Below are 21,722 nucleotides of genomic sequence, written 5' to 3' on the forward strand. Positions count from 1 at the left end.
TCAGCGGGCTCCCGTGAGGTGCTCGAGGGCCAGCTGGTTGAGCCGCACGAAGCCGAAGCCGCGCTCGGCCGCCTGGCCGGGGTCGAACCCGTCGTCGTCCTTGAGCAGGTCGTCGTAGGACTCGCCGGCGTTCAGCGTCGGCCGGCCCAGCTCGGCCACGCCTGCCGTCTCCAGCGCCTCCTGCACCTCCGGGTCGGCGCGGAAGGCCGCGGCCCGGTCGCGAAGCAGCAGGTAGGTGGCCATGTTCGCCTTGGCCGAGTCCCACACGCCCGTGATGTCCTCGGTGCGCGACGGCTTGTAGTCGAAGTGCCGCGGACCCTCGTACCCGGCCGTCTCCAGCAGGTCGACCAGCGCGAACGCGTTCATCAGGTCGCCGTGGCCGAACACCAGGTCCTGGTCGTACTTGATGCTGCGCTGACCGTTGAGGTCGATGTGGAAGAGCTTCTTGTGCCACAGCGCCTGCGCGATGCCGTGCACGAAGTTGAGCCCGGCCATCTGCTCGTGCCCGACCTCGGGGTTGAGACCGACCAGCTCGGGCTGGTCCAGCTCGGAGATGAACGCGATCGCGTGCCCGACCGTGGGCAGCAGGATGTCGCCGCGTGGCTCGTTCGGCTTGGGCTCGAGCGCGAAGCGGATGTCGTAGCCGCGGTCCGTGACGAACTGGGTGAGCAGGTTCATCGACTCGCGGTACCGGTCGAGCGCCGCCCGCACGTCCTTCGCGGTGTCGTACTCGGAGCCCTCACGACCGCCCCACAGCACGAACGTCTGGGCGCCGAGCTCGGCCGCCAGCTCGATGTTGCGCAGCACCTTCCGCAGCGCGAACCGCCGCACACCGCGGTCGTTGCTGGTGAAGCCGCCGTCCTTGAACACCGGGTGGGCGAACAGGTTCGTCGTCACCATCGGGATGACGAGACCGGTTTCGGCGAGCGCGCCCTGCAGGCGGCTGATCTGCTGGTCGCGGTGCGTGGCCTCGAAGCCGAACAGGTCGTCGTCGTGGAACGTCAGCCCGTACGCGCCGAGCTCGGCGAGCCGGTGCACGGCCTCGACCACGTCGAGTTCGGGCCGCGTGGCGTCGCCGAACGGGTCGCGACCCTGCCAGCCCACGGTCCACAGACCGAAGGAGAACTTGTCCGCCGGAGTGGGCGTGCTCATCATCCACCTCATTCGTTCAATGCTTGAACTTAGTCTGGACAGTACGACGCCACGGCCTTGATCGCAACGGCGGGTGTGGAGCGGGTGATCGCGGCGGCGGGGACCGCGCCGGTGATCAGACGCGGCGGCGGTCCGCCACGGCCTCGACGGCGGGGGCGAGGGCGTCGGCGATCGCCCGGTAGCCCGCAGCGGACGGGTGGAAGCGGTCGGCGGCGAAGAGCGACGGGTCGGTCGCGAAGCGCGGGGTGACGGCGCGTTCGACGTGGGCCACCACGCCTCCGGCGCGGATGACGGCCTGCTGCTGGGCCTGCGCGTACTGGCGGCTCGCGGCCGACACGACGTCGCGCAGGGCCGGGGGCACGTGCGAGACGATGCTCAGGTCCGGCGCGGTGGCGACGACGACCTCGGCGCCCTTCGCCCTCAGGTCCGCGACGGCGTCGTGCAGCTGCTGGGCGCCCACCTGGGCGGGGACGAAGCGGGTCAGGTCGTTCGCGCCGATCACGATCACCGCGACGTCCACCGCGCCCGTGGCCCGCACCTGGGCGCGCAGGTCCGCGGAACGGGCGCCGGGGACGGCGCGCACGTCGAGGTCGACCCGGTGGCCCGCCTGGCGAAGGCGGTCGGCGAGCAACGGGCCGAGCGTGTCCTCCCGGCGCGTGCTGCCCACTCCGGCGGCGATCGAGTCGCCGAGCAAACACAAGCGCATACCTGGTGAACGTTGAGCATGGTGGAGGTGTTCCGCCTCAAAAGGCGTTGTGAGGCACCGCTCAGGTGTCTACACTCCACGATCATCATCACCGAGGCGAGAGGGGACCGGCCGTGCGTACCGCCGTTGTCGTCCTCCCGTCCCGTTTCGACGTGATCCTCGTGTCCCCGCACCCCGGTCGCCCGCTGCGCGCCGGGCGCCGGAGTGTCTGACGAACCCACGAAGGTGTTCGTCGGGTCATCGCGCTGACCCCGTAAGTCCTTGAAGGAAAAGGCAGAACCATGCGCACGACCACGTTGAACGCTGTCCGCAACCTCGGCATCCTCGCCCACGTCGACGCGGGCAAGACCACCCTGACCGAACGCGTCCTGTTCGCGACGGGCAGCACCCACAAGCGCGGCGAGGTCCACGACGGCACCACCGTCACCGACTTCGACCCGCAGGAGCGCGACCGCGGCATCACCATCTTCGCCGCGGCCGTGACCTGCACGTGGGACGGGCACCGCGTCAACCTCATCGACACGCCGGGGCACGTCGACTTCGCCGACGAGGTCGAACGGTCCCTGCGCGTGCTGGACGGGGCCGTCGCGGTGTTCGACGGCGTCGCCGGGGTGGAACCGCAGAGCGAATCCGTGTGGCGGCAGGCGGATCGGCACGGCGTGCCGCGGATCGCGTTCGTCAACAAGCTCGACCGGGCGGGCGCGGACCTCGACCGCGTCGTCGAGTCCATCCGCACGCGGCTGCACACCGTGCCGCTCGTCGTGCAGCTGCCGATCGGCGTGGAGGACGGGTTCGTCGGTGTCGTCGACCTGGTGCGCATGCGCGCGCTGGTGTGGGACGACGGCATGACCGAAGGGCCTGTGCCGGAAACGCTGCTGGCGGAGGCGCAACGGCGTCGCCGCGTCCTGGAGGAGGCGGTGGCGGAGCTGCACCCCGAGGCGGTGGAGGAGTTCTTCGCGGGAGGTCTGTCCGAACAGACGCTGCGCACGGCGCTGCGCGACCTGACCCGGCAGGGCCGGGCGACCGTCGTGCTGTGCGGCTCGGCGTACCGCAACCGGGGCGTGGAACCGTTGCTGGACGCGGTGATCGCGTACCTGCCGTCCCCTGTGGACGTTCCGGCGGTGCGCGGCGCCGACGGCCAGGAACGGCAGCCTGACCCGGACGCGCCGTTCTCGGCGTTGGTGTTCAAGGTGAACGCCGCCGCCACGGGACGGCTCGCGTACGTCCGCGTGTACTCGGGCACCCTCCACAAGGGGGACTCGGTGCTCGTGGCCGGCCGCACCGAACGCATCGGGCGGATCCTGCGCGTCCAGGCCGACCGGCACACGCCGGTCGACCAGGCCTTCGCGGGCGACATCGTCGCGCTGGTCGGGCTGAAGTCGGCCCGCACCGGCACGACGCTGTGCGCGCCGGACGCCCCGCTGCTGCTCGAACCCCCGGTCTCGGCCGACCCGGTCGTGTCCGTGGCGGTGGAAGCGCGCAGCAGCGCGGACAACGCCCGGCTGGCCGACGCACTGGCGCACCTGGTCGACGAGGACCCGTCCCTGCGGTTCGGGACGGACCCGGAGACCGGGCAGACCGTGCTGTCCGGCCAGGGCGAGCTGCACCTGGAGGTCTCGGTGGAGAAGGCGCGCACGCTGCACCGCGTCGAGATCACCATGGGACGGCCGCGCGTCTCGTACCGCGAGACGGTCGCCACGGGCGTCACCGGATTCGTCCACAGGCACGTCAAGCAGGACGGAGGGCAGGGGCAGTTCGCCCACATCGTGATCAGCACCGAGCCGCTGGAGACCGGTTTCGAGTTCCGCTCGGCCGTCACCGGCGGGCGCGTGCCGCAGGAGTTCGTCCGCGCGGTCGAACAGGGCTGCCGGGACGCGCTGGCCGAGGGACCTCTCGGCCACCCGGTGACCGGCGTGCGGGTGACGCTCACCGACGGGTCCACGCACGTCAAGGACTCCTCGGAGATGGCGTTCCGCACGGCGGCGCGCAACGGGCTGCGCGAGGCGCTGAAGGCCGGCGCCATGACGCTGCTCGAACCGATAGCCGAGGTCGCGGTCACCGTGCCGGAGGAGTACCTCGGCGGTGTGCTCGGTGATCTGGCCACGCGCCGGGGCAGGATCCTCGGTTCGGAGGCCAGGGCCGGTGCCGCGGTGGTGACGGCGAGCGTGCCGCTGGCGGAGATGTTCGGCTACGTGACGCGGTTGCGGAGCCGGACGCAGGGCCGCGGCTCGTTCACGAGCACGCCTGTCGGGTACGCCCCGGCGTGAAACAGCAGGTAGACGCAGGGCCGCTCTCGCTGAGAGCGGCCCTGTGCCATGCTGGACCGGATGTCGACCTTGAACGTCATGTCCCTGAACCTGAGGTTCGCCTCGACCGTCGAGCCGAACTCGTGGCCCACCAGGCGTCCCGTGATGGCCGAGTTCCTCAGGCAGGAGCTGCCGGCCTTGATCGGCACGCAAGAAGGCCTCTACGGACAGATCAGCGACGTGGCGCACGACCTGCCCGACCACTACGACTGGATCGGCCTCGGCCGGCACGGTGGCAGCCACGACGAGTTCATGGCGATCTTCTTCGACACGAACCGGCTGCAACCGCTGGAGTTCGACCACGAGTGGCTCTCGGACACGCCGAAGGTCGTCGCCTCCAGGTCGTGGGGCAACAACGTGATCCGCATGGTCACCTGGGTCCGGTTCGCCGATCGCCTGACGGGCAAGCAGTTCGTCGCCGTCAACACGCACTTCGACCACGAGTCCGCGAACGCGCGCCTGTGCAGCGCCCAGGTCATCCACGACCGCCTCCGGGCCCAGCAGCTCCCGGTCGTCGTCACCGGCGACTTCAACGACGTCCCCGGCTCGCCGGCCTACGCCGTGCTGACCGAGGACCTCGCCGACACGTGGCTCACGGGCAAGCAGACCACGCCGGCCCACGGGACGTTCCACGGCTTCGGACCGCTGGTCCCGGACGGCCCGCGGATCGACTGGATCCTGACGCGCGGGGCCACCGTCGAGACCGCCGCGATCAACACGTTCCAGCGCGACGGCCAGTTCCCGACCGATCACCTCCCGATCCAGGCGCTGATCAGTTTCTAGGAGCCCACTCCGGCGGCAGGTCGTGCGAACACGTCGGCGCGCCGGCCGCGCGTGCCCGCCGCTGGTCCAGGTACGGACCGGCGATCTGCTCGCGGGGCACCGGCGCCAGCGCCGTGATCGCGTCACCTGCGGCCAGCACCTGCCGGCGCATGCGTTCGTGGTCGACGGCCTGCGCGCCGAACGAGGGCGCCCAGAGCGTCCACGGTCCGGAGATCATCGCCATGGTCGGCACCAGGTGCGAGTGGAAGTGCGTGCCGATGCCGCCGAACGAGCACTGCGGCGGCACGCGTCCCGGTACCGGCAGGTCGCTGCCGGGCAGGACGAAGGTGCGGTCGACCGCACGCCCGGCCAGGGCCGAGGCCGCGGTCTGCGAGAGCACGGGACTGCCCGCGAACCAGCCCGAGAGCTCCGCGAGGCCCGTCGGTCGGAGCGATCCGTCCTGAGGCAGGTACTCGCGCGTGCCGAGGTGTTCCAGCACGAACGCGAACGCGACGGAACCCGAGTCGTACTCGGTGTCGAGCGCGCGGGCGCGGAACTCGCTGCCCTCGGCGGGGCGGTGCAGGTGGCCGGTCGCGAAGACGAACTCGATCGTGCGCGGCCGGCAGCGCAACGGCAGCCGCGCGAAGTGCTCGGCCAGTGCCAGCAGCGCGACCGTGCCGTTCTCCTGGACCCAGCCGACGCCGTCGGTGTTGGTGTCGAGCACGATCCGTTCGCTGCTGAGGCCCGGCAGGGTCGCGATCAGGGAACGGGTGGTGGCCGGTGCGCGTCCGGCCACCACGCCGATCGTCGTGTGCGTGCCTGGAACGAGCCTCGAGGCCGCGTCGGAGCCGACGAACACGCCCGGCACGCGGTAGTGGGTGCCGAGGTGCGGGTCCCAGTAGCCCCTGACCTGCTCGTGGGGGAACGGGAAGGCGACGACCACGCCGGCGGCACCCGCCCTGCCCGCGCCGACCATGTCCGCGTTGAGCAGCGGTTCGGCGAGGTAGCCGCGGTCGAGGACGGGGAAGTCGCGCAGGACGACCTTGCCGCGGGCGTTGTCCGCGGTGATCGGCGTGCCGGCGGGCAGGCGGACCAGGTCGCCGGAGCGCACGCCGGAGTCGGAATAGGGGATCGCGGACGCGACCGGCACGACGCCGTTCGAGAGCAGGAAGCCGGGACCCGGTCGCCACCGCTCGATCGCGAAGCGCTCGGACCGCACGGACACGCCCGGCAACCGGTCCGCGCGGCGTTCGAGCCACGAGATCAGGCGGTCGTGGGCCGGGCTGCCGGTGGCGCGGACGCCGAATCCGGCGACGGTGGTGTTGAGGGACCGGAGTTCGCGGGCGGAGGCGAACGTCCGCTCGTCGACGGTGGGGGAGCAGTCGTCCGACGCGCGCACCGGAGTCGTCAGCTGGAAGGCGAAAACCGTTACGACACCTATGAATGCGATCCATCTGGCGGGCTGCACGGCGCTCACTGTGGCCCTCGCGGCAACGCCTCACAATCCGCTGTCCAGGTAACCGAGTGAGACCGTTGTCAACCGTCAACGGAAATGGTTTATACCAATTTCCGCTACGGTCCGCTGGATGCGCCTGAAATCGACGTTCGGCCGCGTCGCGGTAGTCGCGTACGCGCTGCTGTTCACCCTCGGCTCGACAGCGGTCGCCAACGCCTCGCACGGCCGCGAGTGCGCCACCCCGTCCATCGACCGGTACCAGCAGTGGATCGCCAGTGGTGAAGGTGCCACGGAACCCGCGACCGGCAGCATCCTCGTCCCCAAGGGGCGGCACGACCACACGGCGAAGATCAAGTTTCTCGCCGACGACTGGGCTGTCATGGTCGTGTGGCTGGGCAACGAGTTCGAGGCCCAGGCCGACCTGTCGGACTCGCGCGGGTTCTGGCTCACCTACCGCGCCACGAACGACCTGTACGTCCAGTTGCGACCCGCCGAGTTCTGGAGCGGCGGCGACAAGTGGGTCACGAAGATCCCGTCCACCGGCGGCAGGCTCGTGAAGAAGTTCTTCAGCTTCAAGACAGAGAACTGGACATATCTGCCCGCGCTCGGCAAGCCGTCCTACCCGCTCGCCGACGCGCTCGACGACGCCCGTGGCCTGGTGTTCGTCGGCAACACGAAGAACGACCTGGAGTTCCAGGGGCTCAAAGTCGACGGTTACCGGCCACCCTGCGTTTACTGAGATCCGGTTAGTGTCCGGGGCGTGAGAGCGCTTCCGGTCTTCCTGGTCACTGTCCTCACCGCCGCGCTGGCGACGCCCGCGAGCGCGGCGGTGAGAGACGACACCCGGTACGTCGACCCCCTGATCGGCTCGGCGGGCGGCGGCAACACGTATCCGGGCGCGGTGCGGCCGTTCGGGATGATCTCGTGGAGCCCCACGTCCACCCGCGGCGACCAGACGAACACGGGCGCCGCCAACGGGTACGCCTACGACGCGACGCGCGTGCGGGGCTTCAGCCTCACGCACGTCAACGGTGCGGGCTGCCACCCCGGCGCCGCGGGGGACGTCCCGATCATGCCGCACGTCGGGGAGATCACCTCGTCGCCGACGGCGGACACCAAGGACCAGATCTTCGCGAGCGACTTCTCCCACGCCGACGAGAAGGCCGAGGCCGGGCGGTACCGGGTGGGCTTGAAGTCCGGTGCCACGGCCGACCTCTCGGTGACGACCCGCGCCGGCATCGGTGAGTTCACGTTCCCCGTCAACGGTTCGCTGCTGTTCCGCACCTCGAACTCGCTCAACGGCAGCGAGGACGCCGACATCACGATCGACCCGGCGACCGATTCCGTCTCGGGTTCGGTGCTGACCGGCGCGTTCTGCGGACGTCGCGCGAACGGCGGCACGAACAACCAGAAGACCTACTACCGCCTGCACTTCACGGCGTCCTTCGACCGTCCGATCACGAACTACGGCACGTGGGTCGACAGCGAGCTGAGGCCCGGCAGCACGACGGCGCGCGGCGGCGAGGGCTACCTGACCGGAAGTGCCCGCGCGGGCAGGGGTTCCGGCGGTTATGTTTCCTTCGCGGACAGTTCGGTGCGCATGCGCGTCGGCATCTCCTACACGAGCCTCGACGCGGCCGAGCGCAACCTCGCCGCCGAGATCCCGAAGCGCGCGACCGTGGACGACATCGCGAAGGAGGCGAAGAAGGCCTGGGCGAAGCAGCTCAGGGCGGTCGAGGTCGACGGCGGCAGCGCGGACGAGCGCACGATCTTCTACACCGCGCTCTACCACGCCTTCCTGCAGCCCAACGTGATCACCGACGCCGGCCAGGACGTGCGGTACGGCAACTTCTCCGGCTGGGACCAGTACCGCGCCCACACCCAGCTCCTCGCCCTGCTGGCCCCGGACGTGGCGAGCGGCTACGCCCAGTCGTTGCTGGAGATCTCGCGCAGGAACGGCGGTGTGTGGGACCGCTGGGTCCACATCACCGGCCCGACGCACGTCATGACGGGCGACCCGTCCGCGCCGGCCGTCGCGGGCATGTACGCCATGGGTGCCAGGGACTTCGACGTCAACGCCGCCTACGACTCGTTGCTGCGCCAGGCCACCGTCCCGCACCCGGACGGCCTGTCCGACAAGGGCTGCCCCGGCCAGTGCGAGGGCCAGCGCCCGAACCTCGCCGAGTACATGAGGCTCGGTTACGCCCCGCACGACACGTGCCACTGCTGGGGCGGCGCCGCCGAGACCCTGGAGGACTCGGTCGCCGACCAGGCGCTCGCGGACCTGGGCCGCAGGCTCGGCCGTCCGAACGCGGAGATGGAGCGGCGCGCGGGCTGGTGGCGCAACACGTTCAACCCGGAGACCGGCCACCAGCAGGCCCGCAAGGCCGACGGAACCTGGGTCACGCCGTTCGACCCGGCCTCGGACCAGGGCTTCGCGCAGGGCAGCAGCGCGACCTACACGTGGATGGTCCCGCACGACGTCCAGGGCCTCGCCGAGGTGATGGGCGGGTCCGAGGCAGCCGCGAAGAGGCTCGACGGGTTCTTCAAGCGCGCGGACGGCTCGTGGGCCACCGGTGGCGACCCGCTGCGGTACGACCCGACCAACGAGCCCGGCATCCACACGCCGTGGATCTACAACGAGCTGGGCCAGCCGCGGAAGACCCAGGAGACCGTGCGCGCGATGGCCCGCCTCGTCTACAGGACGGGCCCGTCCGGCCTGCCCGGCAACGACGACCTCGGCACGATGTCCGCCTGGTACGTCTTCGCCGCCCTGGGCCTCTACCCGCGCACGCCGAGCAGCGCCGAACTGCACGTCTCCAGCCCGATCTTCCCGAAGGCCCGGATCACCGCGAAGAACATCACGGTCCTCGCGGCCGGGACCCCCGGGATCTACGTCGAGGAGACGCGGTGGAACGGCAGGAAGATCGGGCAGCCGTGGCTGCCGGAGTCGTTCGTCGAGCGCGGGGGAGTGCTGGTCTCACGTCTTGAAGGGTGAGCCGGCGCCCTCCGCACGGGTGTGGCTGCGTCGCGCGGTGGCCGACAACGGCATCGCGACGTCCTCCAGCGACTTGTTCTCCGCGTCCACGGCGAGGAACCGCGCGACCAGCCCGCCCGCGATCATGATCACCGCGCCGACCAGGTAGCCGACGAACAGCCGCACGGGCTGGTCGCCGGTGCCGATCAGCGCGCCGTAGATCACCGGGCCGAGCGCGCCGAAGCACTGGGCGATGGCGAAGAAGACGCCGATCGCCTTCGCCCGCACCTCCAGCGGGAAGATCTCGCTGACGGTCAGGTACGCGGCGCTGGCACCGGCCGAGGCGAAGAAGAAGATCACGCACCACGCGATCGTCTGCGTGATCGCGTTCAGCACCCCGGCGTAGAACAGCACGGCCGTGACGGCCAGGAGCGCACCGGAGACCGCGTAGGTCAGGAACAGCATCCGGCGGCGGCCGATGGTGTCGAAGAGGTGCCCGATGGTGAACGGCCCGACGAGGTTGCCGACCGCGAACGCGATCAGGTACAGCGGTGTCACCTCGGACGGGACGCCGTAGAACTTGCCCAGCACCAGCGTGTAGGTGAAGAAGATGGCGTTGTAGAGGAACGACTGCGTGATCATCAGCGTCGCGCCGAGAACCGCCCGCGAGGGATATTCCTTGAACAGCACGCGCGCCAGCGCGAGGTAGCCGATCTGCTCGGCCGGCTTGACCTCGATGGCCTTCTTCTCGTCCACCGCGGGCAGGGCCGAGCCGGACTCCTTCTCGACCTCGTCCTCGATGCCCTTGATCGTCTTCTCGGCGGCGTCGGTGCGGCCGTGCATGATCTGCCAGCGCGGGCTCTCCGGCAGGTGCCTGCGCACCACCAGGATCACGAGCCCCAGCACCGGTCCGACGAGGAACCCGAGCCGCCAGCCCAGCGACAGCTCGACGTGGTTGAGCAGGATGTACGAGCTGAGCGTGCCGAGCACCGCGCCCGCCCAGTACGTGCCGTTGACGGCGATGTCGACGCGCCCCCGGTAACGGGCGGGGATGAGCTCGTCGATCGCGGAGTTGATCGCCGCGTACTCGCCGCCGATGCCCATGCCGGCGATGAACCTGGTGAGGTACAGGAAGACCAGCCACCCCGCGCCGTTGCCCAGGGTGAACGCGGTGAGGCCCGAGCCGACCAGGTAGACCGCGAGCGTGATCATGAACAGGTTGCGGCGGCCGAGCTTGTCGGAGAGGTGGCCGAAGAACAGCGCGCCGACGACCTCGCCGAGCAGGTAGACCGTGGCGAGCAGGCCGACCGCGGTGGAGGAGAGCCCGAGCGTCTCCGGTTTGGTCAGCGTGTCGGCGATCGCGCTGGCGACGGTGATCTCCAGGCCGTCCAGGATCCACGCGACGCCCAGTGCGATCACCATGCGCGTGTGGAACGGCGACCAGGGGAGCCTGTCGATCCTCGCGGGGATCAGCGTGCGCACACCGGCTTCTGCCATCTCAGCTCCCTGCCACGATCAGCGCCTGCGGCGCGCTCTGCTTGATGCGGGTCTTCAACCAGGCCAGTTGCCGTGCCGTGTCCTGCTCACAGGCGCTCACGACGTCCATGAGCTCCTGGTCGCGCAGTCCTTGCGCGGCCTGGCCGACGACGGTCCAGGTGATGTCGGTGAACGACGCGAGCGCGTAGAGGTCCTGCAGGTCGCGCAGCAGGCTCGGCTCGGGCTCGCCGCTCTCGCCGTACCGGTCGACGACCGGTTTGAGCTGCTCCGCCTGCCGATCGATGCGCTGGGCGAGCAGTGCGCAGATGTGCCGGACGTCGGGCTCGTCGCCGTGCCGCGCGGCGACCTCGCGGAACGTCTCGGCCAGCGTCCCCAGCGTCGAGTGCAGCACACCCAGGTGGTTGGCGAGGAGCACGGTCACACCTTCCTGATCCGCACGGCGCTGATCTTGAACAGCGGTTGCTTGGAGACGGGATCCCACTCGGTGAGCGTCAGCTCGTTCGCGGCCTGGAAGCCGTAGTGGAACGGCAGGAACACCACGCCTTCACGACACCGTCCGATGCGGACCGGGACCTCCACGCCACCGCGTTCGGACTCGACCCGGACCACGTCTCCTTCGGACAGCCCCAGGTTCTCGGCGTCGGAGGCGGACATCTCCACCCACGGGTCCGGCGCCGCCTCCTGCAGTTCGGGGGCGTGCTTGGTCTTGGTGCGGGTGTGGAAGTGGTAGACCGAGCGCCCGGTGGTGCCGAGGAACGGGTACTCGTCGCTCGGCACCTCCGGCGGGGGCGTGTGCTCGGCCGCCTTGAGGAACGCCCTGCCATCCGGCCGCCGGGCCCGGTAGTCGGCCGGGGTCGTCGTCGCCCCGGTGAGCAGGTCGTGGCCGTAGTCCTCGCAGTGGTCGGCGGCAGTGGGGAAGACGCCGTCGGCGTACAGGCGTTCGCCGCCCCAGGGGATTCCGCTGCCACCGCGCAGTTTCTCGTAGGAGAGGTCGCTGTAGTCGCAAGGACGGCCGCGGCTGCACTCGCGCCACGCGTCGAACGCGCCCTCCGCGTCCTTCCACTTGATCAGCGGTTCACCGTCGCGGTCCCGGAAACCCATGCGGGAGGCGTAGTCCAGGAAGATGTCGAGGTCGCCGCGGGCCTCGCCGGGGGGTTCGACGGCCTGGTCGGACAGGTGCACGACGCGCGAGAGGTTCGTGAACGTGCCCTGCTTCTCACCCCACATCGCGGCGGGCAGCACCACGTCCGCGAGTTCGGTGGTCTCGGTGCGGAACGCGTCCTGGACGATCACGAACAGGCCCTCCTGGCGCAGGATGTTCCTGATGCGGCCGAGATCGGGCAACGACACGACCGGGTTGGTCGCGGAGATCCACAGGAACCTGATCGACCCCTGCTCGGCGTACCGCCAGATCTGCATCGCGTGCGTCGGCGGTGCCCAGTGCGGGATGACGAGCGGGTCGACCTTCCAGAGCTCGGCCAGTTCCTCGACGTGCGCCGGGTTGTCCCAGTTGCGGAAGCCGGGGAGATCGCCGTTGGCCCCGGCTTCCCGCGTGTTCTGCGCGGTGGGCTGGCCGTTCATCTGCAGCACACCGCTGCCGGGGCGGCCGATCTGGCCGCGCAGCAGGTGCAGGTTGTTGACCTGGCACGCCGCCGCGGTCGCCTGGTGCGACTGGTAGAAGCCCTGCAAGACGGTCGACAGCACGCGCTCGGAGGTCCCGAAGATCTCGGCGGCCCGGAGAAGGTCGGAAGGGGAGATGCGGCAGATCTCCGCGACGCGTTCCGGGGTGTACGGCTCGACGGTCGCCTTGAGCTCGTCGAAGCCGAGCGTGTGCGCGGAGACGTAGTCGTGGTCGATCCGGTCGCGCTCGATCAGCTCGCGCAGCAGGCCGTTCAGCAACGCCAGGTTCGTGCCGGGCAACGGCGCCAGGTGCACGTCGGCGGCCTCGGCGGTCGGCGTCGTCCGGGGGTCGACGACGACCAGCCGAGGCCTGTCCGGTCCCTCGATCCGGTCGAGCACGCGGGACCACATCACGGTCTGCGTGGCGGCCATGTTGTGCCCGAACAGGAACAGCGCGTCGCAGAGGTCGATGTCGGCGTGGCAGGCGGGCTGGCCGTCCGCGCCGAACGACTCCTTGAGCGCGGCCGCGGCCGTCGCGGTGCAGAGCCGGGTGTTGCCGTCCATGTGCGGGGTGCCGAGACCGGCCTTGCCGATCACGCCGAGGGTGTAGTACTCCTCGAGGAACAGTTGCCCGCTGGTGTAGAAGCCGTGGGTGAGCGGTCCGGACTCGGCCAGCAAATGTTGCGAGCGTTGCACCATCTCGCTCATCGCGGTGTCCCAGTCGGTCTCGACCAGCTCTCCACCACGCCGGATCAACGGTGTGGTGAGGCGCTCCTTGCCGTGGGCCTGCCAGGAGCCGTAGAGGCCCTTGGGGCCGAGCCTGCCGCGGTTGACGACGTCCTCCGCACGTCCGCGCACACCGACGATCCGGCCGTTCTTGACCGCGATGTCGCAGCCGCACCCGTTGCTGCACAGCACGCACGCCGACTGAACCCAGCGGTCCACATCGGACTCCCCGACGCCGTCCACGAGCCGCTGGTCGACGCGCACCGGCCAGTCCGTCCCGCGTCCGTGCGGTGTGCGTGCTCCCCATACGTCGGCGATGCGATCCACTCGGGAGCCATACCCGGCAGACCCTGCCCGAAACCGAAAATGTTTTTGTTCCGAAAGGCCCGAATTGTCCGGTGACCTGGTGTTTGCCGCCCCTGCTCACGGGAAGACCAGCGACACGGACCCAGGGAGGCGGACGAACGATGAAGGCTGTCGTGTGGCACGGCGTGGGCGACATCAGGCTCGACGACGTGGACGACCCGAAGATCCAGGAACCGACCGACGCGGTCGTGCGGATCACCCGCAGCGCCATCTGCGGCACCGACCTGCACATGGTGCGCGGCACGATGCCGGACATGGTCGAGGGCACCGTGCTCGGGCACGAGGCCGTCGGTGTCGTCGAGGAGGTGGGCTCGTCGGTGCGCGGGTTCACGCCCGGTGACCGGGTGGTGATCCCCTCCACGATCGGGTGCGGCACGTGTTCCTACTGCCGGGCGGGCTACTACGCGCAGTGCGACACCGCGAACCCGAACGGACCGTCGGCGGGCACCAGCTTCTTCGGCGGGCCGAAGGCGACCGGGCCGATCAACGGCCTGCAGGCCGAGTACGCGCGCATCCCCCACGCCGCCACGACGATGGTGCGCCTCCCGGACGGCGTGAGCGACGACCAGGCGATCATGGTCTCCGACATCTTCCCGACCTCGTGGTTCGGTTCCCGCCTGGCCGAGGTCGGCTCCGGCGACACCGTGCTGGTGCTCGGCGCGGGTGTGGTCGGCCAGTTCGCCATCGCCTCGGCGAAACGGCAGGGTGCCGGTCGCGTGATCGTCGTCGACGGCATCGCGTCCAGGCTGGACAAGGCCCGCGCGCAGAACGCGGAGACCGTCGACTTCAACTCCGAGGACCCGATCGAGGTCGTGAAGGACCTGACCGGCGGCATCGGGCCGGACCGCGTGATCGAGGCCGTTGGCGTCGACGCGGAAAGCCCCGGCGAGCGCGAGGGCGAGCAGTGGAAGCCCGGCGACTCGCCGTCCCAGGCGCTCGACTGGGCCGTCGAACTCGTCGCCAAGGCCGGCACGATCGGGATCATCGGCGTCTACCCGCCGGGGTTCGAGCAGTTCCCGATCGGCGCCGCGATGAACAAGAACCTCACGCTGCGGATGGGCAACTGCAACCACCGCCGGTACATCCCGCGGCTGCTCGACCTCGTCCTGACCGGCGTGGTCGACCCGACCGCGTTCATCACGCAGCACGAGGAGCCCGCCGCCGCGATCGACGCCTACAAGACGTTCGACCTGCGCGAGGACGGCTGGCTGAAGACGGTCCTCGATGTCGCCTGAACGGGTGGTCGTGACCGGGGGCGCGGGGTTCCTCGGCTCGCACGTCTGCGACGCGCTGCTGCGGGAGGGCGCGCAGGTCGTGTGCGTGGACTCGTTCCGCACCGGCTCGCGGGAGAACGTTCCGGACGGCGTGACCGTCGTGGCCGCCGACGTGACGCGGCCGCTCGACCTGCTCGGACCGGTCGACCTGGTCCTGCACCTGGCGTGCCCGGCCTCGCCCGCCGACTACCTGCGCATGCCGGTCGACACGTTGCGGACAGGCGGGTTCGGCACGTACCACGCGCTGGACCTCGCCCGCCGCAAAGGCGCGCGCGTCGTCGTCGCGTCGACCAGCGAGGTCTACGGCGACCCGGAGGAGCACCCGCAGCGGGAGTCCTACTGGGGGCACGTGAACCCGATCGGGCCGCGCAGCGTCTACGACGAGGCCAAGCGGTTCGGCGAGGCGATGACGGTGGCGTTCCGGGCCGAGCGCGGTGTCGACGCGGGCATCGTGCGGATCTTCAACACCTACGGCCCGCGCATGCGCGCGCACGACGGCCGGATGATCCCCACGTTCCTGCGGCAGGCGCTGGCGGGAGAGCCGCTCACCGTCCACGGTGACGGGCTCCAGACGCGTTCTCTCTGCTACGTGGACGACCTCGTGCGCGGGCTGCTCGCGATGGCGCGCAGCGACCACCCCGGACCGATCAACCTCGGCAACCCGGACGAGGTCACCGTGCTCGACGTCGCGCACCGCAGCATCGAGGTGACCGGTAGTGCGTCGGAGATCCGGCACGTCGAGTCGATGGTGGACGATCCGCGTCGCCGGCGCCCGGACATCGCGCTGGCGCAGGAGGTCCTCGGCTGGCGGCCGCGGGTTGCGCTGGAAGAGGGACTGCGGTCGTTTGTCCGGGAATTCGCCGGGTAGCCGCACGTCATGCGAGTTCTCGGGATCAACGCGGTGTTCCACGACCCGGCCGCGGCACTGGTGGTCGACGGCGAGGTCGTGGCGGCGGCCGAGGAGGAGAGGTTCTCCCGCCGCAAGCACGGGAAGCGGCCCGTGCCGTTCTCCGCTTGGGAACAACCCGAGCTGTCCGCGCGGTGGTGCCTCGAGCAGGCCGGGCTCACCGCGGCGGATCTGGATGCCGTCGCGTACTCCTACGACCCCGCCCTGGTCGACCAGGAGTACGCCCCATGGGAGGAACTGCGGACGACCTATGCGCGCAAGGCGCCGCAGTTCCTCTCCACTTCGCTGCCCGGCCTTGATCCCGACATCGTGCGGTTCGTGCCGCACCACGTCGCCCACGCGGCCTCGACGGGTCTCGCCGCGCCCTTCGGCGGCAACTGCGCGGTGCTCGTGGCCGACGGTCGCGGCGAGTGCGGGTCGCACCTGGCCGGCCGGTACGTCGACCAGGAGCTCACGACGTTCGCGTCGCAGCGGCTGCCGCACTCGCTCGGGTTGATGTACGAGGACCTGACCGAGCACTTGGGTTTCCTGAGGTCCAGCGACGAGTACAAGGTGATGGCGCTGGCCTCCCACGCCGACCCCGCGCACCTCGACCTGATGCGCTCCCACATCGTCGTGCGCGACGGCGGTTTCGAGATCCAGCCGATCGACTGGAGCGCGCTCGCCAAGCAACGCGCCGCGGACGACGAGCTGACGCGCGACCACGCCGAGCTCGCGGCGAGCGTGCAGGTGCGGCTCGAAGAGGTGTTGCTGGAACTGGTGCGGTGGCTGCACGAACGCACCGGGGAAACGCGGCTCACGATGGCCGGGGGAGTGGCGCTGAACTGCGTCGCGAACACCCGGATCTTCGCGGAGGGCCCGTTCGACGAGGTCTGGGTCCAGCCCGCCGCCGGGGACTCCGGCACGGCGCTGGGCGCGGCGCTGGCGTTGACCTCGGACGTGGTGGCGCCGATGCCCGGTGCCGACCTCGGCCGCGGCTTCTCGGACGACGAGATCGAGGCGGTGCTGCGGACCGCGGCCGTGCCGTACGAGAGGCCGGCCGACGTCGCTTCGGAGGTCGCGGAGGCGTTGGCCGCCAACAAGATCGTGGCCTGGTTCCAGGGGCGCAGCGAGTACGGCCCGCGTGCGCTCGGCCGCCGCTCGTTGCTCGCGAACCCCTGTTTCGCGGAGAACCTGACGCGGCTCAACGACGTGAAGGGCCGTGAGCAGTTCCGTCCGGTGGCGCCGATGGTGCTGGCCTCGCGGGCCGAGGACGTGTTCACCCGCGGGCCGATCCCCAGCCCGTACATGCTCTTCGTGCACGACGTCCGTCCTGAGTGGATCGACCGCATCCCTGCCGTGGTGCACGTGGACGGCACCGCGCGGGCCCAGACCGTCGCCGATGATCCTTTGCTGGAAAGGATGCTGCACGAGTTCGAGGTCCGCAGCGGTGTCCCGGTCGTGGTGAACACGAGCCTCAACACCGCGGGCCGGCCGATGGTCGACACCCCGCGCGACGCCTTGGAGTGCTTCGGCTCGTCCCCGGTCGACCTGCTCGCCATCGGCCCGTTCGTGGTGCGCCGATGAGCTATTCCGTCGTGATCCCGACCGTCGGCCGGCCGAACCTCGACGTCCTGCTGGACACCCTGGCCGGAGGTGACGGCCCGGAGCCGTGCGAGATCATCGTGGTGGACGACCGCGAGACGGGGCTCGGGCCCGCGGCCGCGCGGAACACGGGCTGGCGCGAGGCGCGCGGCGACTGGGTGGCGTTCCTCGACGACGACGTGGTGCTCGCCCCCGACTGGAAGGCCAGGCTGAGCGAGGACCTCGCCGACCTGCCCGCCGACGTGGGCGCGAGTCAGGCGCGGATCGTCGTGCCACTGCCTCCGGACCGCGAACCGACCGACGCCGAACGCGGCACGGCGGGCCTCGCCACGGCGCACTGGATCACCGCCGACATGGCGTACCGGCGCGAGGCCCTGGCCCGCGCGGGCGGCTTCGACGAACGCTTCCCGCGCGCCTACCGCGAGGACGCCGAACTGGCGCTGCGCGTGCAGGACCTCGGCTACCGGATCGTGCGCGGCGAGCGCGTCACCACCCACCCGGTGAAGCCCGCGACGTTCCTCACGAGCGTGCGCGACCAGCGCGGCAACGCCGACGACGCGTTGATGCGGCGTCTGGTCGGCCCGCGCTGGCGTGCGCGCATCGGCGGGAAGCGCGGCCGGTTGCCCGCGCACCTCCTGACGACCGCCTCCGGGCTGCTGGCTGTCCTTTGTGGAGTGTTCGGTTTCCGGCGTGTCGCAGCTGCGTTCGGTGTGGTGTGGGCGGGCCGCACCGCGTGGTTCGCGATGGCGCGGATCGCGCCGGGACCCCGTGACGCGGACGAGGTGGTCCGGATGGTCGTGACGAGCGCCCTGATCCCGCCCGTGGCGTGCTGGCACCGGCTGCGGGGCGAGGTACGGCACCGGAGCGTGCGGCCGTGAGGATCCTGGTGCTGCGGGCGCTCGGACTGGGCGACCTGCTGACGGCGGTGCCCGCGCTCAGGGGCCTGCGCGCGGCCTTCCCGGAAGCCGAGATCACCCTGGCCGCCCCGGCGTGGCTGGAGGACGCGGTGTCGCGGATCGAGGCGGTGGACCGGCTGCTGCCGACCGCCGAACTGGGACCGATCGACTTCCACCGGCCCGACCTGGCGGTGAACCTGCACGGACGCGGGCCGCAGAGCGTGGAGCGCCTGCTGGCCACCGAGCCGCGGCGGCTGATCACGTACGCGGAGCGGGGCTCGTGGGACGAGCGCGTCACAGCGGTCGAGTGGCCGGCCGAGCGGCACGAGGTGCTGCGGTGGTGCGAGCTGCTTCAGCGGCACGGGATCCCCTGCGATGTCGAAGACTTCCGGCTCGCGCCGGTGGGGGAGCGGGAAGGTCCGGTGGTGATCCACCCCGGGGCGAGCACGGGGGCGCGGCGGTGGCCGGTGGAGCGGTACGCGGCGGTGGCCCGGGGGATCGGGGCCGAGGTCGTGGTGACCGCGGGGCCGGGGGAAGGGGAGTTGGCGCGGCAGGTGGTGGCGGGTGCGGAGGAGCCCGGCCGTGCCGGCGAGGTGGGAGCGGGTGGACCGGACTCCGGTCCCGATGCGGTACAACCCGGCCCGACGGTCTTCTCCGGCACCCTCGCCGAACTCTTCGACCTGGTCGCCACCGCCCGCCTGGTCATCTGCGGCGACACCGGCGTGGCCCACGTCGCCACCGCCTACCGGACCCCGTCGGTCCTGCTGTTCGGCCCGGTGCCCCCGGACCTGTGGGGTCCGCGCTGCGGCCCCCACCACGTGCTGTGGCACGGCCGGACCGGTGACACGTTCGCCGACGACCCCGATCCCGGACTGCTGGAGATCACGGTCGCGGAAGTCCTCGATGCTGCGGGAGGTGTGCTGTGCGGATCGGAGTCGTCGGCGCCGGTTACGTCGGGCTGACCACGGCCGCGTGCTTCGCGCACCTCGGCCACCAGGTCACTTGTGCGGACGTGGACGAGGCCAAGGTCGCCGCGCTGAACGCGGGTGAGGTCGCGTTGCACGAGCCCGGGTTGCGGGAGCTCGTGGCGGAAGGGCTGGGCAACGACAGCCTCAGGTTCGTGCGGGGCAGTGCTCTGTCCGATGTGGACTTCACGTTCGTCTGCGTGCAGACGCCGTCCGGGCCGGGTGGTGAGGCGGACCTGTCTGCGGTCGAGGCGGTGCTGGCCGGCGCGTCCGCCCAGGTGGTGCTGAAGTCGACGGTGCCGGTCGGCACGGCCGCGCGGCATCCCGGTGTCGTGTCGAACCCCGAGTTCCTGCGGGAGGGGCACGCGGTCGAGGACTTCCTGCGGCCCCAGCGGATCGTGGTCGGCGCGCAGAACGAGCAGCAGGCCCGTGCGGTCGCGGAGCTGTACGAGAACACGCGTGCGCCTGTGGTGCTCACCGACAACACGAGCGCCGAGCTGGTGAAGTACGCGAGCAACTGCTTCCTGGCGTTGAAGCTCTCCTACGTCAACACGCTGGCAGAGCTGTGCGAGCACCTCGACGCCGACATCGACGGCGTGACCGAGGGCATGCGGCTCGACGACAGGATCGGGGCGTCGTGCCTGCACCCCGGGCCGGGCTGGGGCGGGTCGTGCCTGCCCAAGGACACGCTGGCGCTGCTCGCCACGGCGCGTTCGGCGGGCATCGACTTCGCCACCCTCGAGGCGGCGATCACGACCAACCTGCACCAGCCGCACCGGGTCGTCGACCGGATCCGCGACGAGGCCGGGTCGTTGCAGGGCAAGAGGATCGGGTTGCTCGGGCTCGCGTTCAAGGCCGGCACCAACGACCTGCGCGACTCGCCGGCCCTCGCGGTCGCGGAGATCCTGGAGCAGGAGGGCGCGCGGCTCGTCGCCTACGACCCCTGCGTCACGACGACGAACAACGGCATCGCGGTGGTGGGCAGCGCGGCCGAGGTGGCGGCCGGAGCGGACGTCCTCGTCGTGCTGACCGAGTGGCCGGAGTTCGCCGAGCTCGACTGGCCCGAGCTGGCGAAGGGCGTGCGGACCCCGCTGATCTTCGACACCCGCGGGGTCGTGCCGCCGGACAAGGCCGCCGAGGCGGGCTTCCGCCTGGTCAGGACCGGCCGGTAGGAACGCCGAGGTGGACCACCTTGGTCGTGGTCATCTCGTCGAGCAGCTCGGGGCCGTAACCGAAGCCCGTGCCGGAGGCGCCGCGGGGCTGCGCGGCGCCGCCGGGGGCGCCGCCGAACACCGCGTTGACCTTCACCGTGCCGACCGGCAGTTCCCTCCAGGCGCGCTGGGCGTGCTCCATCGACGACGTCAGCACCGTGGCGGCCAGGCCGTACTCGCCGGAACACGCCTCGGCGAGGCCCTCGTCGAACGACGACACCAGCTGCACGGGTGCGACCGGTCCGAAAGTCTCCTCGCACATGACCCGCATGGCGCCGCCGCAGTCCGCCAGCACGGTCGCCGGGTAGTAGGCGCCGATGCCGTCCGGAACCGAGCCGCCGGCCAGGCACGACGCACCCGCCGCCAGTGCCTCGGCGACCTGCTCGTGCACGAACGAGCGGTGCCGCGTGTCCACCAGCGGCTGCGGGTCGGCGTTCCACTCGCGGGCCTTGGCGCACAACGCCTCCAGGAACGGCGCCGCCACGGCCTTGTGCAGGTAGATCCGCTCCACCGAGGTGCACAGCTGACCCGCGTTGGTGAACGCGCCGAGCGCCGCCTGCTCCGCCGCCCACACCGGGTCGACGTCGTCGTCGACCAGCAACGGGTCGTTGCCCCCGTTCTCCAGCAACAGCTTCGCCGACGACGTCCGCGCGATCGCCCGCCCGGTCGCGGTGCTGCCGACGTGCGCGACGACGTCGACGTCGTCCGAACCCACCAGCGCGGCACCGACTCCACCGTCACCGACCAGCGTCTGCAGCACCCCGGCGGGGAAGCACGGCTGCATCACGGTCGCCAGCAGCAGTCCGGTGTGCGGGCACCGCTCGCTCGGCTTGTGCACCACGACGTTGCCCGTCACCAGCGCGGCGCCGATGAGTCCGCACGCCACCGCGATCGGGTCGTTCCACGGTGTCAGGGCGACGACGACCCCGCGCGGTTCCGGCACCATGAAGTCGACGGCCGAGCCGAGCAACGACCGTCCACGGTGGACCGGACCCAGCTCGGCGTACTGCTCCAGCGTCGCCGCGCCCGCGAGCACACCCTCCCGCGCCGACGCGAACGGGCGCCCTGTCTCCGTCTCCACCACCGTTGCCAGACCACTCGCCTGCTGCCGCAACGCCGTCGCCGCCTCCCGCACCGCCGCGCCGCGTTCGGCGGCGGGAACGGCGGCCCACTCCAGGCGGGCGGAGCGCGCGGTGGCGAGGGCCGCGGAGACCTCGGAGGGTGTCGCGGTGGGAAGCCAGCCGACGAGCTGGGAGTCGCGAGGGCTGTGGACGTCGATGGCGTGCATGGTGGTCATGTCGTTCGGGTACCCGTCGT

General features: G+C 71.0%; 17 protein-coding genes. 10 read left to right on the forward strand and 7 right to left on the reverse strand.

Annotation, left to right across the window (positions count from 1 at the left end; translation table 11 throughout):
• On the reverse strand, positions 1 to 1,155 hold the full coding sequence (gene xylA, locus ND450_RS03965; RefSeq protein ID WP_253327854.1) for a xylose isomerase: 1,155 nt from the start codon (positions 1,153 to 1,155) through the stop codon (positions 1 to 3).
• Between the two features lie 112 nt (positions 1,156 to 1,267).
• Positions 1,268 to 1,858 (reverse strand): SGNH/GDSL hydrolase family protein, encoded by a 591-nt coding sequence (locus ND450_RS03970; RefSeq protein WP_253324786.1) that lies wholly within the window; start codon positions 1,856 to 1,858, stop codon positions 1,268 to 1,270.
• Positions 1,859 to 2,139: 281 nt separating this feature from the next.
• Between ND450_RS03970 and fusA the strand changes: the two genes are divergently transcribed.
• Both fusA and ND450_RS03980 read left to right on the forward strand, forming a co-directional pair.
• Entirely contained in the window at positions 2,140 to 4,125 is a 1,986-nt protein-coding gene (fusA, locus tag ND450_RS03975; protein WP_253324787.1) for an elongation factor G, read from the forward strand.
• A gap of 60 nt (positions 4,126 to 4,185) precedes the next feature.
• On the forward strand, positions 4,186 to 4,947 hold the full coding sequence (locus ND450_RS03980; RefSeq protein ID WP_253324788.1) for an endonuclease/exonuclease/phosphatase family protein: 762 nt from the start codon (positions 4,186 to 4,188) through the stop codon (positions 4,945 to 4,947).
• On the opposite strand, the gene ND450_RS03985 is transcribed toward ND450_RS03980, so the two are convergent.
• Positions 4,937 to 6,325, reverse strand: a complete 1,389-nt coding sequence (locus ND450_RS03985) for a hypothetical protein (protein ID WP_253324789.1) — start codon at positions 6,323 to 6,325, stop codon at positions 4,937 to 4,939. The two genes, ND450_RS03980 and ND450_RS03985, sit on opposite strands and share 11 nt — an antisense overlap.
• 187 nt (positions 6,326 to 6,512) lie before the next feature.
• Between ND450_RS03985 and ND450_RS03990 the strand changes: the two genes are divergently transcribed.
• Positions 6,513 to 7,121: a hypothetical protein gene (locus ND450_RS03990; RefSeq protein WP_253324790.1), complete on the forward strand. Its 609-nt coding sequence runs from the start codon at positions 6,513 to 6,515 to the stop codon at positions 7,119 to 7,121.
• A gap of 21 nt (positions 7,122 to 7,142) precedes the next feature.
• Positions 7,143 to 9,380 carry a GH92 family glycosyl hydrolase gene (locus ND450_RS03995; RefSeq protein ID WP_253324791.1) on the forward strand — a complete coding sequence of 746 codons (2,238 nt, stop codon included), beginning with the start codon at positions 7,143 to 7,145 and terminating at the stop codon, positions 9,378 to 9,380.
• On the opposite strand, the gene ND450_RS04000 is transcribed toward ND450_RS03995, so the two are convergent.
• Genes ND450_RS04000 through ND450_RS04010 form a run of 3 tightly spaced genes read right to left on the reverse strand, consistent with a single transcriptional unit; the run spans position 9,363 to position 13,529 of the window.
• Complete coding sequence (locus ND450_RS04000) at positions 9,363 to 10,856, reverse strand: MFS transporter (protein ID WP_253324792.1); 1,494 nt, start codon at positions 10,854 to 10,856, stop codon at positions 9,363 to 9,365. The genes ND450_RS03995 and ND450_RS04000 overlap by 18 nt on opposite strands.
• A 1-nt stretch (position 10,857) precedes the next feature.
• Positions 10,858 to 11,271: a hypothetical protein gene (locus tag ND450_RS04005; RefSeq protein ID WP_253324793.1), complete on the reverse strand. Its 414-nt coding sequence runs from the start codon at positions 11,269 to 11,271 to the stop codon at positions 10,858 to 10,860.
• A gap of 2 nt (positions 11,272 to 11,273) precedes the next feature.
• The gene (locus tag ND450_RS04010) at positions 11,274 to 13,529 is read right to left on the reverse strand and encodes a molybdopterin oxidoreductase family protein (protein WP_371927644.1); all 2,256 of its coding nucleotides are present in this window, start codon (positions 13,527 to 13,529) and stop codon (positions 11,274 to 11,276) included.
• Between the two features lie 140 nt (positions 13,530 to 13,669).
• Here ND450_RS04010 and ND450_RS04015 point away from each other — a divergent pair, with 140 nt between their 5' ends.
• Genes ND450_RS04015 through ND450_RS04040 form a run of 6 tightly spaced genes read left to right on the forward strand, consistent with a single transcriptional unit; the run spans position 13,670 to position 20,366 of the window.
• Positions 13,670 to 14,803 (forward strand): zinc-dependent alcohol dehydrogenase, encoded by a 1,134-nt coding sequence (locus ND450_RS04015; RefSeq protein ID WP_253324795.1) that lies wholly within the window; start codon positions 13,670 to 13,672, stop codon positions 14,801 to 14,803.
• Entirely contained in the window at positions 14,793 to 15,710 is a 918-nt protein-coding gene (locus ND450_RS04020; RefSeq protein ID WP_253324796.1) for an NAD-dependent epimerase/dehydratase family protein, read from the forward strand. The genes ND450_RS04015 and ND450_RS04020 overlap by 11 nt, the downstream gene beginning before the upstream one ends.
• A 9-nt stretch (positions 15,711 to 15,719) precedes the next feature.
• Positions 15,720 to 17,315: a carbamoyltransferase C-terminal domain-containing protein gene (locus ND450_RS04025; RefSeq protein ID WP_253324797.1), complete on the forward strand. Its 1,596-nt coding sequence runs from the start codon at positions 15,720 to 15,722 to the stop codon at positions 17,313 to 17,315.
• A complete protein-coding gene (locus ND450_RS04030) occupies positions 17,312 to 18,211 on the forward strand; it encodes a glycosyltransferase family 2 protein (protein WP_371927645.1) in 900 nt (299 codons plus the stop codon). Before ND450_RS04025 ends, ND450_RS04030 begins: the two co-directional genes overlap by 4 nt.
• The gene (locus ND450_RS04035; protein WP_253324798.1) at positions 18,208 to 19,191 is read left to right on the forward strand and encodes a glycosyltransferase family 9 protein; all 984 of its coding nucleotides are present in this window, start codon (positions 18,208 to 18,210) and stop codon (positions 19,189 to 19,191) included. Before ND450_RS04030 ends, ND450_RS04035 begins: the two co-directional genes overlap by 4 nt.
• Complete coding sequence (locus ND450_RS04040) at positions 19,152 to 20,366, forward strand: UDP-glucose/GDP-mannose dehydrogenase family protein (protein ID WP_253324799.1); 1,215 nt, start codon at positions 19,152 to 19,154, stop codon at positions 20,364 to 20,366. Before ND450_RS04035 ends, ND450_RS04040 begins: the two co-directional genes overlap by 40 nt.
• Here ND450_RS04040 and ND450_RS04045 read toward each other — a convergent pair.
• The gene (locus ND450_RS04045) at positions 20,350 to 21,702 is read right to left on the reverse strand and encodes an aldehyde dehydrogenase (RefSeq protein WP_253324800.1); all 1,353 of its coding nucleotides are present in this window, start codon (positions 21,700 to 21,702) and stop codon (positions 20,350 to 20,352) included. The genes ND450_RS04040 and ND450_RS04045 overlap by 17 nt on opposite strands.
• Positions 21,703 to 21,722: the final 20 nt, after the last annotated feature.

It is taken from the genome of Lentzea sp. HUAS12 (assembly GCF_024125735.1).
GTDB lineage: Bacteria > Actinomycetota > Actinomycetes > Mycobacteriales > Pseudonocardiaceae > Lentzea > Lentzea albida.

Excerpts from the sequence above, each read along its gene's own strand:
- xylA (WP_253327854.1), bottom strand. The coding sequence starts at position 1,155 with ATGATGAGCACGCCCACTCCGGCGGACAAGTTCTCCTTCGGTCTGTGG.
- fusA (WP_253324787.1), top strand. The coding sequence starts at position 2,140 with ATGCGCACGACCACGTTGAACGCTGTCCGCAACCTCGGCATCCTCGCC.
- ND450_RS04020 (WP_253324796.1), top strand. The coding sequence starts at position 14,793 with ATGTCGCCTGAACGGGTGGTCGTGACCGGGGGCGCGGGGTTCCTCGGC.
- ND450_RS03990 (WP_253324790.1), top strand. The coding sequence starts at position 6,513 with ATGCGCCTGAAATCGACGTTCGGCCGCGTCGCGGTAGTCGCGTACGCG.
- ND450_RS03970 (WP_253324786.1), bottom strand. The coding sequence starts at position 1,858 with ATGCGCTTGTGTTTGCTCGGCGACTCGATCGCCGCCGGAGTGGGCAGC.
- ND450_RS04015 (WP_253324795.1), top strand. The coding sequence starts at position 13,670 with ATGAAGGCTGTCGTGTGGCACGGCGTGGGCGACATCAGGCTCGACGAC.
- ND450_RS04025 (WP_253324797.1), top strand. The coding sequence starts at position 15,720 with ATGCGAGTTCTCGGGATCAACGCGGTGTTCCACGACCCGGCCGCGGCA.
- ND450_RS04000 (WP_253324792.1), bottom strand. The coding sequence starts at position 10,856 with ATGGCAGAAGCCGGTGTGCGCACGCTGATCCCCGCGAGGATCGACAGG.
- ND450_RS03980 (WP_253324788.1), top strand. The coding sequence starts at position 4,186 with ATGTCGACCTTGAACGTCATGTCCCTGAACCTGAGGTTCGCCTCGACC.
- ND450_RS04030 (WP_371927645.1), top strand. The coding sequence starts at position 17,312 with ATGAGCTATTCCGTCGTGATCCCGACCGTCGGCCGGCCGAACCTCGAC.
- ND450_RS04045 (WP_253324800.1), bottom strand. The coding sequence starts at position 21,702 with ATGACCACCATGCACGCCATCGACGTCCACAGCCCTCGCGACTCCCAG.